The sequence below is a fragment of the Olleya sp. KJ81-1 genome (genome assembly GCF_055808135.1).
The window spans coordinates 885,477-898,001 of the sequence record NZ_CM147854.1; the positions used below are offsets into that span (position 1 = coordinate 885,477).

The 12,525-nt window shown below is 30.9% G+C and carries 13 protein-coding genes; 10 read left to right on the plus strand and 3 right to left on the minus strand.

Features of this window, described 5'->3' with window-relative positions; all coding sequences use genetic code 11:
* Positions 1-6: 6 nt before the first annotated feature.
* The 7 genes from AC0L3M_RS04125 (at position 7) to AC0L3M_RS04155 (ending at position 7,906) form a co-directional block, all read left to right on the plus strand.
* A complete protein-coding gene (locus tag AC0L3M_RS04125; protein WP_473431938.1) occupies positions 7-1,482 on the plus strand; it encodes a RagB/SusD family nutrient uptake outer membrane protein in 1,476 nt (491 codons plus the stop codon).
* Positions 1,483-1,491: 9 nt separating this feature from the next.
* A complete protein-coding gene (locus tag AC0L3M_RS04130; RefSeq protein ID WP_473431939.1) occupies positions 1,492-3,216 on the plus strand; it encodes a SusE domain-containing protein in 1,725 nt (574 codons plus the stop codon).
* 37 nt (positions 3,217-3,253) lie between these two features.
* Positions 3,254-4,669, plus strand: coding sequence for a glycoside hydrolase family 30 protein (locus AC0L3M_RS04135; RefSeq protein WP_473431940.1), 1,416 nt, complete (start codon positions 3,254-3,256; stop codon positions 4,667-4,669).
* Between the two features lie 13 nt (positions 4,670-4,682).
* Entirely contained in the window at positions 4,683-6,185 is a 1,503-nt protein-coding gene (locus AC0L3M_RS04140) for a glycoside hydrolase family 30 protein (protein WP_473431941.1), read from the plus strand.
* Positions 6,186-6,295: 110 nt separating this feature from the next.
* The gene (locus AC0L3M_RS04145; RefSeq protein ID WP_473431942.1) at positions 6,296-7,198 is read left to right on the plus strand and encodes a T9SS type A sorting domain-containing protein; all 903 of its coding nucleotides are present in this window, start codon (positions 6,296-6,298) and stop codon (positions 7,196-7,198) included.
* Between the two features lie 146 nt (positions 7,199-7,344).
* Positions 7,345-7,509: a Lacal_2735 family protein gene (locus AC0L3M_RS04150; protein ID WP_473431943.1), complete on the plus strand. Its 165-nt coding sequence runs from the start codon at positions 7,345-7,347 to the stop codon at positions 7,507-7,509.
* Between the two features lie 43 nt (positions 7,510-7,552).
* Positions 7,553-7,906, plus strand: a complete 354-nt coding sequence (locus AC0L3M_RS04155; RefSeq protein WP_473431944.1) for a DoxX family protein — start codon at positions 7,553-7,555, stop codon at positions 7,904-7,906.
* A 6-nt stretch (positions 7,907-7,912) separates the two neighbouring features.
* Here the strand turns inward: AC0L3M_RS04155 and AC0L3M_RS04160 are convergent, their stop codons facing one another.
* Entirely contained in the window at positions 7,913-8,275 is a 363-nt protein-coding gene (locus AC0L3M_RS04160) for a DoxX family protein (protein ID WP_473431945.1), read from the minus strand.
* A gap of 102 nt (positions 8,276-8,377) precedes the next feature.
* Here AC0L3M_RS04160 and AC0L3M_RS04165 point away from each other — a divergent pair, with 102 nt between their 5' ends.
* The 3 genes from AC0L3M_RS04165 (at position 8,378) to AC0L3M_RS04175 (ending at position 10,331) form a co-directional block, all read left to right on the plus strand.
* On the plus strand, positions 8,378-8,911 hold the full coding sequence (locus tag AC0L3M_RS04165) for an NAD(P)-binding protein (protein WP_473431946.1): 534 nt from the start codon (positions 8,378-8,380) through the stop codon (positions 8,909-8,911).
* A 14-nt stretch (positions 8,912-8,925) separates the two neighbouring features.
* The gene (locus tag AC0L3M_RS04170) at positions 8,926-9,615 is read left to right on the plus strand and encodes an FAD-dependent oxidoreductase (RefSeq protein WP_473431947.1); all 690 of its coding nucleotides are present in this window, start codon (positions 8,926-8,928) and stop codon (positions 9,613-9,615) included.
* Positions 9,616-9,731: 116 nt separating this feature from the next.
* Entirely contained in the window at positions 9,732-10,331 is a 600-nt protein-coding gene (locus AC0L3M_RS04175) for a DUF6642 family protein (RefSeq protein ID WP_473431948.1), read from the plus strand.
* 563 nt (positions 10,332-10,894) lie between these two features.
* Here AC0L3M_RS04175 and AC0L3M_RS04180 read toward each other — a convergent pair.
* Both AC0L3M_RS04180 and AC0L3M_RS04185 read right to left on the minus strand, forming a co-directional pair.
* Positions 10,895-11,734, minus strand: coding sequence for a DMT family transporter (locus AC0L3M_RS04180; protein ID WP_473431949.1), 840 nt, complete (start codon positions 11,732-11,734; stop codon positions 10,895-10,897).
* 111 nt (positions 11,735-11,845) lie between these two features.
* Positions 11,846-12,514, minus strand: a complete 669-nt coding sequence (locus AC0L3M_RS04185; RefSeq protein WP_145001704.1) for a bifunctional 4-hydroxy-2-oxoglutarate aldolase/2-dehydro-3-deoxy-phosphogluconate aldolase — start codon at positions 12,512-12,514, stop codon at positions 11,846-11,848.
* Between the last annotated feature and the right edge of the window lie 11 nt (positions 12,515-12,525).

The following is a 12,525-nucleotide window of genomic DNA, read 5'->3' on the forward strand; positions in this document are numbered from 1 at the left end:
ACAGTTATGAAACTATTTAAAATATTAACTTTAGGATTACTGCTAACAACAATGGTTGGTTGTGAAGACTTTTTAGACCTTCAACCTATTTCAGAGGAAACTAGTGGTAATGCCTATGAAACAGCAAGCCAAATAGAGGCAGCATTAGTAGGTGCTTATGAGTCCTTTCAATCTTCAGAATATTATGTTTGGGATTATTTATTGTTTCAAGATGTACGTTCGGATAATTGTTATGCAGGTGGTGACAATCCAGAGGTTTTTCAAATAGATAATATTACAATTCCTGCTACACATTCTAGAATATTTACACATTGGTCTAATCTATACAATGCAATCTCAAAAGCTAATTTGGTAATTGAGCGTGTTAGTAATATTTCTGACCCTTTACTTACTGAAGCACGCAAAAACCAAATAAAAGGTGAAGCCATCTTTTTACGTGCTTACCATTATTTTACCTTAGTTAAATTATGGGGAGGCGTTCCATTAATTACTAATACAATAACATCAACAGATGCAAATGCTGTTAATATCCCAAGAGCAACACAAGAAACCGTTTATGCACAAATAATAGCAGATTTAGAGCTAGCAGCAACCTTATTACCTGAAACCTACAGTAATGATGCTAGTATAAATAAAGCTAGAGCGACATCTGGTGCAGCTCATGCTTTAGCAGCTAAAGCATATGCACAACAACCTAATCCAGATTATAATGCTGTTTTATCACACATACAAGCTGTAGAGACTAGTAGCGCTAACTATCAATTAATAGCATATAACGATTTATTTAGTGGTAATAATTATAATAACGCAGAATCAATAATTGAGGTGCAATATCTTGGAGGTAATGAAGGTAATTATGGACCACAATTATTATTACCACCATCTGTAAGTGGTGATTCCTGGAGAAAATTTGTTACTCCATCTGTAGACCTAATTAATGCTTTTGATACTGAAGGTGATATTGTTAGAAAAAATGCTTCTATTTTATTTGAGTCAGTCCAATGGGTTGACGAATTTTGGGGGAATACACAAGGATCTGTAATTCCATTTAGTTATAAATGGAAAAATGCCAATGGTTTTGCAAGTTCTGATAATACCTATCTAATTCGTTATGGTGATATTGTTTTACTTAAAGCTGAAGCCTTAAATGAAACCAATCAACTTCAAGCTGCAATAACAGAAGTAAATAGAATAAGATCTAGAGCTGAATTACCTGATTTAACTAATGCACAAAGTAACTCTCAACAAGTTTTAAGAGAAACCATACTTAAAGAAAGACGATTAGAATTATTTCAAGAAGGTCAACGTTGGGATGATCTTGCTAGATATAATGCTTTAATTTCAACAATGAATAATTTGGTAGAAATTGACTTAAGAACTGGTAATCAGGTAAATTATAATATGACTGATGCTAAAAAATTATTACCAATTCCGCAACAAGAATTAGATAGAAACCCAGCTCTAACACAAAACCCACTTTAATAATTAGCTATGAAAACAAAAAACATATGTATTGTAATATTTAGCATACTACTTAGTTTTACATATTATTCCTGTGAAACTGAAGGAAACTTACAACCTGAGGGAGAATGGGACCTAAGTGCTCCTGTAATTTTAACACCAACATCTGAGCAAAGTATTGTTTTAGATCAAGACACACCTACTGAATCTGTTACTTTTAGTTGGGAAGCAGCAGAGTCATCATTAGGTTACGCTGTTACCTACAGGGTAATGTTATTACAAGAAGGTACAGTGGATTTTTCTGAACCAATTTTTATTTCAGAATCCTCAAATAACGGAATCAACACTTCATTATCCATTAGTTATGAAGCTTTAGATCAGGCTTTAGCTTTTTCAGGTTTTCCTGCTAACGAAAACGCATCATTAACCGTAGCTGTACAAGCCACTAGTTTAAGTAAAACTAGTATGGCATTTACTAATGTTAATATGACGCGTTTTGAAAACGATATGCTACCACAAAGCTTGTATATTTCAGGAACAGCAACCGAAAACAATAACGATTTATCTCAAGCAATTGCATTAAAGCGTTTAACAAATAGTGATGGAGATTTATCTAATATTTATGAGGTTTACACCAGTTTAATTGCTGGAGAAAACTATAAATTTTATAGTGAGCGCTCTCTTCCTGCTTTGCAATTTGGTGGTAGTGAAGGTAATATAGTTCCGTTTGGTGATGCAATAGTAGCTAGCACTTCTGGACAGTTTAGAATAAAAGTAGATCTTGACACAAACACTTACGAGTTATTACAAATTAATTTTTGGAGTATGGTTGGTACACCTATTACTGGTGGTTGGGGAGGAGACCAACCCTTAGAATATCAAGGTAATAGTGTATGGAAAGCTTCAATAAACCTGTTAGAATCTGGTGGATTTGTATTTAGAGCTAATGGAGATTGGTCGTATTTATTAAAACAAATTGTTGGTACAACCAATACGCTTGTTTTAGAAGCTGATGCTAGTAGTCAAGGAGTATCAGTTCAAGATATATCAAACAACCCACTAGGGTTATATTTTGTGACGTTAGATTTATCTGCAGACAATTATAATTATTCATTTGAAATAGATGATACAATTATAGAGCCAATAGTAACGCCAACTCAATTGTTTTTATTTGAAAACGGAAATATGATAGAAGAATTTTCATTAGATGGTGACACCTTTAGTTCAAACCACTACATACCTATGCAAGCTAATAATGTTTACAGTTTAAATAGTGCAGCAGATGGTAGCGGAACTTCCTATACGATTAACCAACCTCTTGCAGATAGTACGACACCAGATGGCGATTTAGTTTCTGATACTTTAACTCTGATAGAGAGTAATAATACTTTTTCAGTCATCACTGACAGAGCTTTACAATTTAGTATAGATTTTAGTGCTCCTACTTTGACGTGGACGTATTACAACATTAAATTGTTTCATTGGCAAGTTTGGGATGATCGCCAAGAGATTGCAATGACTTATAATCATCCTAATACATATACTGTAACCACAAATCTGACAGCAGGATATGATAGCAAATTTATAAGTCCTTGGGATTTAGATTTTGGTAGTGATAATCCAACAGCATTAACCGGAAACCTTATAAATGGAGGTGGATCCAATCTACTTAATATTACTACAGATGGATCTTATACGGTAACCATAATTTTAAATGATGATTATCAAACAGGAACCTACGAATTTGCACAATAAAAAGATAATATTTATGAATTTATTAAAACGATATAATTTGAAATTTTACATTACTTTGCTTCTTCTAGTTGCCTTTCAAGCTTGCAACGAAGATGATATTAAAACGTATCCACCACCTACAATAGCAGATGTTAACGTTGATTTTTATTTAACTTCACCAGACCAAGCTAATCTACTTAAAGCAACTACAAATGGGTTGTTTCCAATGGTAGCAAACTCTAACTTTACTATTAACGTAACAGAAAGTACAAGCTATCAAGAAATGGATGGTTTTGGATATACATTAACAGGAGGAAGTGCTATGTTAATTAACAATATGTCCACTAGTTCAAGATCTGAATTATTACAAGAACTTTTTGGTTCAGGAGATAACAGTATTGGTATTAGTTATTTAAGAATTAGTATTGGAGCATCAGATTTGGATGCAACCACATTTAGTTATAATGACTTACCAAGTGGTCAAACGGATGAGAATTTAGATAATTTTTCAATAAATCCAGATATGACCAATTTAGTTCCTGTATTAAATGAGATTTTAGCTATAAATCCTAATATTAAAATACTAGCAACACCTTGGTCTGCACCAACATGGATGAAAGACAACAACTCAACAATAGGAGGAGTATTATTACCACAGTATTATAATACCTATGCTAATTACTTTGTAAAATATATAGAGGCTATGGCTGCTCAAGGTATTATTATAGATGCCATTACAATACAAAACGAACCAGAAAACCCATACAATAATCCAAGTATGGTAATGAGTGCTTACCAACAAAAAGATTTTATTAAAAATAACTTAGGACCTGTATTTCAAACGGAAAACATCTCTACTAAAATTATTCTATTTGATCATAATTTAGATAATCCCGATTACCCGATTTCTATTTTAAATGATGCTTCAGCAAAAAATTATGTTGATGGTTCAGCGTTTCATTTATATGCAGGTCAAATAAGTAATATGTCTCTTGTTCACAACGCACATCCTGACAAAAATGTGTATTTCACAGAGCAGTGGATACAAGCACCAGGAGACTTCTATTCTGATATACGTTGGCATGTTAGAGAGTTAATTGTTGGAGCACCAAGACATTGGAGCAAAAACGTGTTACAATGGAATTTAGCTGCAGATCCAAACAATAACCCTCATACTGATGGAGGTTGTACAGAATGTTTAGGTGCCATTACTATCGATGGGAATTCAGTACAACGTAATCCTGGATATTATATTATTGCACATGCTTCAAAATTTGTACCAGCAGGTTCTGTTAGAATAGAATCTAATACGTCTTTTGAATTTCCTAATGTTGCTTATAAAACTCCTGATAATAAGATTGTTGTTATTGTACTAAATAACTCTGATGTACAAAAATCCCTTAATATAAACGTAGAAACTCAACCAATTTCAGTTACAATGCCAGCTGGTGCTGTAGCAACTTTTGTTTGGTAATTAAAAAAATAAAATGATTAAAAACTGTTTTTATATATTATTTGTAGTCGCTACAGTATTTGCTTGCAAAAACGTAGACGCAGATACTCAAAGTCAAAACGATAACACTCAATCGGTTAAAAAAGAAACTGTTGCTAAGCAGCAAATTAACTTATTGGGTAAAGACGCAAAAGTTTATACTACCGCAGAAAACACAGATAAAAGGTTGTCTTTAGATAGTTTAAAGACTTTTAATAACGCACAACAACCTTTAGAAACGGAAGTAGCCATATTTGTTAATCCTAAAAAACAATTTCAAGAATTTTTAGGTATTGGTGGCGCTATTACAGATGCGTCTGCAGAAGTATTTTCATTATTAAGTAAAGATAAACAAGACGAGCTACTTAAGGCCTATTATTCAGAAGAAGGTATTAACTATAATATTATTAGAACTAGTATTCATAGTAGCGATTTTGGATTGGGAAGCCATACCTATATAGAAGAAGGCGATAGTGATTTGAAAACGTTTTCTATTGAAAAAGATCTAGAAAAACGTGTTCCTATGATTAAAAAAGCACAAGCAATAATTAAAGACGATCTTGTGTTTTATGCTAGTCCATGGAGTCCTCCAGCATTTATGAAATCTAATAATCACATGCTACAAGGAGGAAAATTATTACCAGAATATTACCAAACTTGGGCCAACTATTTTGTTAAATTTATTCAAGCCTATGAAGCAGAAGGTATACCTGTTTGGGGTGTAACAATCCAAAATGAACCCATGGCTAAACAACGCTGGGAATCTTGTATTTATACAGCAGAGGAGGAGCGTGATTTCTTAAAAAATAATTTAGGCCCAACATTTGAAAAAAATAATTTAGGTGATAAAAATATTGTGGTTTGGGACCATAATAGAGATTTAATATCGCATAGAGCTAATACGATTTTTGAAGATCCAGAAGCTATAAAATACGCTTGGGGAATTGGTTTTCATTGGTATGAAACTTGGACTGGTGGAGAACCTAAATACGATAATTTAAAAAATATTAAAGCATCTTTTCCTGAAATGAATTTACTGTTTACCGAAGGATGTCAAGAAAAATTTGATCCCACTCAATATAATCGTTGGTCTAATGCAGAGCGTTATGGTAACTCTATGATTAATGATTTTAATAGTGGAACAGTAGGTTGGACCGATTGGAACATCCTATTAAATGAAAAAGGAGGACCAAACCATGTTCAAAATTTTTGTTTTGCACCAATACATGCAGACACTCAAAATAACGAACTTATATATACACCAACGTATTATTATATAGGTCATTTTTCAAAATTCATAAAGTCAAAAGCAAAACGAATTAGTACAACTACTAGCAGAAGTACAATTGAAAGTACATCGTTTCAAAATCCTGATGGACAAATTGTAACAGTATTAATGAATAAAACAGACAGTCCAATTGATTATAAATTAATTGTTGGTGGTTCGCAAATTCAAAATACAATATTACCGCATGCTATGCAGACACTAGTTTATTAATCTAAACAATTTATTATTATGAAAAAAATTACTTCAAAGGATTAATAATTCTTACCATTTTAATATCAATACAAAGTTTTTCACAAGTTAATGTTACCCTAAAGGTAGATATGACTGGCCAGACAATAAGTGCAGACGGAATTCATGTTGTAGGAACAATTAATGGATGGTCTACAGATGCTACTATGCTTACGGAAGAAGGCGCAACAGGTATCTATTCTGTAACCATACCACTAAATGAAGGTTGGCATCGTTACAAATTTTTAAATGGGAATACTTGGGGAACAGAAGAGTCTGCAAATTACCCATGTGCACCATCAAATGGTGATAGATACTTGTATATTAATAATTCTAACTTAGATGTTATTTTAGAACCAGTACCTTTTAACGGTTGTAATACATCAGGAACAGGATTTGAAGTTACTTTTAATGTAGATATGGCAAGTGAAGGGACTATTGCTGCCGGAAATGTACATATGGCAGGTTGGTTAACTGACTGGAATCCTAGCGTATTGTCGTTTCCAAATGCTAACTCAAATATTCATAGTGCTACATTACGTTTTCCAACACCTGCAGACTATCCAATAACATTTGAATACAAATACTTGAGTGCAGCAGGTTGGGGGAATGACGAAACACCAGGACCTGACGACTCTTGTGCAACAGTATCAGGAGGTAATAGGTTAATAACGGTTAACGCTTCAGGAGAGAACATATACGATATATTTAATGCTTGTAATTATACGTTAAGCAATACTGAATTTACAATAGATGCATTAAAAATAGTATACAGTCCAACGGATAGAGTGGTTAAACTTTTAAATAAACAATTTGATAATAAGTTGTCCCAAATAGAAGTATTTGAAATAACTGGTAAAACCATTAAAGTAATCAATACCATTAAAGAAATAGAGGATACATTGATCGACTTTAAAAACCAATCAAATGGACTATATTTTGTAAAAATAAAACATGGAAACAAGCAATTAGTTAAGAAAATTATGGTTTATTAAGGTATTAAAAATATAAGAGCAGAGGGTCTACTAAAAAAAGAAATTTTATTCAATACTTTTGTTTAACTTTAACAATGTATAGTTAAACATATTGTATCTTTATACAATAATATAAAAGGTGTTATTAGTATAAAAGATTAAAATCTATGTTCGGAATATTTAAAAAGAAATCAGAAAAAGAAAAATTACAAGCTAAATATGAAACGCTTTTAAAAGAAGCCCACACGTTATCTACTACAAACAGAAAACTAAGTGACCAAAAAACGTTTGAAGCTGAAGAAGTTATGAAAAAGCTAGAAAACCTTAAATAAGGTTTCTAGCTTTTTTTATTAAACATCTTATAACATACTTTAAATGAGTCTTTTAAATTTAGCAATACTATTATCTAGCTGTGCCTTTTTATTTTACGGTATTAATTGCCTTGTTTCTCAAACAATGAAAGACGAGTTTGTCAGATTTGGTTTAGACAAACAAAGACAGCTAACAGGTATATTACAATTGTTAGGCGCGTTAGGTCTAATTTTAGGTTATTTCTTATTTCCAATAGTAACAGTAATAGCTGCTGCAGGATTATCAATTTTAATGTTTTTAGGCTTTTTAGTTAGAATAAAAATTAAGGATAGCATATTACGATCCCTACCATCTCTATTATTCGCAGTTATAAATTTATATATAAGCGTACAATATTATTACAAAATAGTCTCATAGTCAGCATTATGCAAATGCAATAACAAGGCATAACATTAAAAACAAAGCTGCCGGAAAAGACTTAATTAATGGATCGTTTATCTTAAAGTGCATCACAACAGATCCCGATAAAAGTACAGCTAATCCTAAAGCTGCTGGTTGTTTTAAAGCAGGAAACCAAATAGCACAAATTAATAAAACAGCAAGTGTTAACTTAAAAAAACCAATGACGTAACACATTTGTTTTGATAATCCATAAACGCGAAACTCTTCCATTAAGGTTTTAGCATTTCCGCCTCGCCATTTGGTAGCCTTGTTATACTGTAATAGCCATACGTTAAGTATACTTATACCTACTATAATTTGAAGTGTAATAATTAAATAATTCATGATAATGATGGCTTTATTGGTTTATAACTTTAAATAACTACTCTCAAAAATACTAATTTTGTTTATCTTTACATAAAAATAATTAAACAAAAAAAACGTATAGTGAATAAACAGGATTATAAAATACACATTGTTGGAGCTGGAATTAGTGGCTTAATTGCTGCAACTGTTTTAGAAAAAAATGGATTTTCTCCTGTTATTATTGAAACAACAGACAGTATTGGAGGCCGAGTAAAAACAGATATTGTAGAAGGTTATCAATTAGATCATGGTTTTCAGGTATTATTAACTGCTTATCCTGCTGCACAAAAATATCTTAATCTTGAAGCCTTACAATTACAAACGTTTATTCCAGGAGCTTCAATTTTTAAAAATGGAAAACAAAATAGTATTGGAGATCCTCTAAGAGATAAGTCATTATTATTATCGACGGTATTTGCTAGAGTAGGAACCCTTTCTGATAAATTAAAGATTCTGAAACTTAATATTAAATTAAAGAAAAAATCACTTTCAGAAATATTTTCAAGCAAAGAACAAACCACAAAATCCTATTTAATAGATTTTGGTTTTTCTTCAAAAATGATAAATGACTTTTTTAATCCTTTTTTTAGCGGAATCTTTCTAGAAAAAAATTAGAAACCTCTAGCAGGATGTTTGAATTTGTATATAAAATGTTTGGTGAAGGTGACGCAGCGTTGCCAAAAGGAGGAATGCAAGCCATACCAAAACAACTATCAAATAATTTAAAGCGTACCACGTTTAAATTTAATACAAAAGTGGCAACTGTTAATGATAGCGATATAACTCTTGAAGATGGGCAAAAGATTAAAAGTGATTTTACCATTATAGCAACAGAACCTAGTAAATTAGTTAATAAACTAAACAAAAAAGTAACAGACTGGCAAAGCTGTGATACTTTGTATTTTGAAACTGAAAGTAGAGTTATTAATAAACCTTTAATTGGTTTAATCCCTGAAAAAGATACAGTAATAAATAACATTTTTTATCACACTAGCCTTGCTTCCGATTTAAAGGGTAATAAAGAGTTGCTATCTGTTACTGTTGTAGATAATCAAAACTTGTCTTCAGATAAATTGATACAACGTGTTCAAACCGAATTAAAACAGTATTGTGGTATTGATGTGATTAAACTTATCAAGCATTATAAAATCCCAATGTCTTTACCTAAATTACAAAATTTACAGTACAACCTTTTACCATCACAAACGTGTTTGACTGATACAATTTTTCTAGCAGGAGATATACAATTAAATGGGTCTTTAAATGCTGCTATGATAGCAGGAGAGAAGGCTGCACTTGGTGTTTTGGATAATTTATAATCGTGTGCTCTAAATTTTAAAGTTTTAAGTAGTCTTATGACTAAGTTAAAATCACCTAAAAAACAGAAGATATGTATTATTTTTGTAGTCAATATATTAAGCATAAAAAATAAGATTTGTTAGATAAAAAACAGCAATTACCACAAACACAAGTATTAGAAACAGACTATTTTATTTACTGTCTTGAAGCAGTTGAAGATGAAGAGATTGAAACTGTAACAGAAACGCAAAACAAACTAGACTTATTAACATCACAGTATGGTGTTGCCAGTATTTATAACACATGCGACTCTATTGAAGGTTTAGAATCTAACCTAAATGCATTGGTCTTGGACGATCATAACTTTAATGATTATGAAATAATTTATCTAGTAATTCCAGGCGAAGCTAATAGTATTATTCTAAACGATTATAATTATAGTTTACAAGAAGTTGCAGAGCTTTTTGAAGGAAGATTACAAGGCAAGATTCTACATTTTTCCAATGCTAAAGTGTTGGATTTAGATGAAGAAGAAGCACAATATTTTTTAGATATTACTGGAGCAAAAGCTATCTCTGGTTATGGTTATGAATATAACGGAATAACCAGCTCTAATCTTGATATTGCCTTTTTTAATTTATTTAAAGAAGATGATAATATGTTTGATGTTGTGGAAGAATTACATCAAAGACATTACAAATTGTGTAAACTACTTGATTTTAGATTGTATTATTAAACAGCTATTTGTTTTATAATTTTTGAAGAACATATCGTTTATTTCTATTTTACATAATTTGTAACAAATCTATTAAAATTTGATTCGCTATTTATTGTATGAAAATTCACACTCCTGAGAATCGCGTATTTAAAAAATATTGAATGATTGTACAGAATATTTAATTTATACAAATAGCATAAATATAAAAGCTAGAGATCTAAATTAATCTAACGAAGCCACAATTAGCTTTTACATAATTACTCACGATTTTATATTTAAATAAATTGGAGTTCGTGAATCTCCTGAAGTCGATTTATCTATCGATATAAGTCTAAAGACATTATATCTGCAACTATGTAAAATAGCACAAAAAAGTGCTATTCGCTAATTGTTATAAAAATGTACTATAATTTATATTATGTAAAATAGAATATTTCAAAACCTCTTCTATTGTTAGAAATACATGATAAATAGTTTTATTCGGAATTTGAAACGATATACTGTAAATCAATTACTTCAAATTAAAAAGTAATATTCATCGACGACTTAATTTATAGACGATAAACTATAAATAGAATACTTTATTTAAATTTCGTTTTTAAAACAATATTTAAAGTTAATCCCAGAATAATTAAAATTATACCAAGTAAGCTAATTAGCGTATAGATTTCTTGTAACCAAATAGCTCCAATTATCATTGTAAATACAACTTCAATATATTTTAATGGTGCAACTTGATTAATTTCGGCATTTTGTAAAGCTTTAGTCATGTATAGTTGTCCAAAATAACCAAAGATTCCTAAGCTTAGCAATAAAACCCATTCCATACCTTGTGGATTTGTCCAATGGTTTATACTTAACACGCCTCCAATGATTGCAGAAATAATCATAAAATAATTTACTACAACAATGGGATGATCATGGCTTCCAATTTTACGGATTATAATATAAACTAATCCAGTAAAAACAGCAGATAATAATGCATATAATAAGCCTAAAGTATCAATATTATTATCAAATCCTTTTAGTATAACTACTCCCAAAAAGGCTATAAAAAAACATATCCATTGAAAGTATTTGATATGTTCTTTTAGTAAAAATATTGCAAAAAAAGCTGCAAATATGGGAGAAATATACCTAATGGATACTGCAGATCCCATGGATAGATGATTAAGAGACATAAAAAACAATGTCATAGCAATACAGCCAACTACTCCTCTAGCAATTAATAAACCTTTTTTATTTCCTAAAAAATTTATCTTGTTTTTTAGTAAAAACGGAACAGTAAAAAATAAGGTCCCAATGGATCTAAAAAATACCACTTGATTAACATTAAAATGGCTAGATTGTTTGACTAAAACATTTAATAGTGCAAATCCTAATGCGCTGATAGTCATATAAAATATTGCTTTTTTTTGCATACTTTTATTATTTAGACTTTCATATTTAGTCATATATTAAAAGCAGCCTGTTTAGAAGCTGCTTTATAGTGCAAATATACTTGTAAATGCTAAATTTATAGGTAGTAAAACTTACTTTTTAAGCGTTTTAATAATATTAATTGCTGTTTTTGTAAGGTTAGTAATGGTGTCTAAATCATAGTTACCATCTTTATCTTTTGCTATTAGTTTTGAGCCTATACCAACACACGTTACTCCTGCATTAAACCAAGATTCTAAACTTTGTTGTGTAGGTTCTACTCCTCCAGTTGGCATAATACTAGTCCAACTACATGGTCCTTTTATTGCTTTTACATAACTTGGATTGTAAGCATTACCAGGAAATAATTTTACTATTTCACAACCTAACTCTTCTGCTCTAGCTATTTCTGTTAATGTTGCACAACCTGCAGACCATAATACTTTTCTGCGATTGCATACTAAAGCAATATCCTCTCTTAATACTGGTGTTACAATAAAATTTGCTCCTAATTGCATATATAATGATGCAGCTGCAGCATCTGTAATTGAGCCAACACCTAAAATCATTCCAGGTAAATTAGCAATAGCATATTTGTTTAGTGCTGCAAAGGTTTCAAAAGCAAAGTCTCCTCTACTTGTAAACTCTAAAAGTCTTGCACCACCATCGTAACATGCTTTTAATATTTTTTTACTGACTTCTATGTCTTCATTATAAAATAAAGGAACTAAGCCTGTCTTTTGCATTACTGATGCAACTTCTATTCTTGAATATTGTGCCATGTTATTGTTTT

Coding starts and splice junctions, on each gene's coding strand:
- AC0L3M_RS04125 (WP_473431938.1), top strand. CDS start 7: ATGAAACTATTTAAAATATTAACTTTAGGATTACTGCTAACAACAATG.
- AC0L3M_RS04130 (WP_473431939.1), top strand. CDS start 1,492: ATGAAAACAAAAAACATATGTATTGTAATATTTAGCATACTACTTAGT.
- AC0L3M_RS04140 (WP_473431941.1), top strand. CDS start 4,683: ATGATTAAAAACTGTTTTTATATATTATTTGTAGTCGCTACAGTATTT.
- AC0L3M_RS04145 (WP_473431942.1), top strand. CDS start 6,296: ATGACTGGCCAGACAATAAGTGCAGACGGAATTCATGTTGTAGGAACA.
- AC0L3M_RS04150 (WP_473431943.1), top strand. CDS start 7,345: ATGTTCGGAATATTTAAAAAGAAATCAGAAAAAGAAAAATTACAAGCT.
- AC0L3M_RS04155 (WP_473431944.1), top strand. CDS start 7,553: ATGAGTCTTTTAAATTTAGCAATACTATTATCTAGCTGTGCCTTTTTA.
- AC0L3M_RS04160 (WP_473431945.1), bottom strand. CDS start 8,275: ATGAATTATTTAATTATTACACTTCAAATTATAGTAGGTATAAGTATA.
- AC0L3M_RS04170 (WP_473431947.1), top strand. CDS start 8,926: ATGTTTGAATTTGTATATAAAATGTTTGGTGAAGGTGACGCAGCGTTG.
- AC0L3M_RS04180 (WP_473431949.1), bottom strand. CDS start 11,734: ATGCAAAAAAAAGCAATATTTTATATGACTATCAGCGCATTAGGATTT.
- AC0L3M_RS04185 (WP_145001704.1), bottom strand. CDS start 12,514: ATGGCACAATATTCAAGAATAGAAGTTGCATCAGTAATGCAAAAGACA.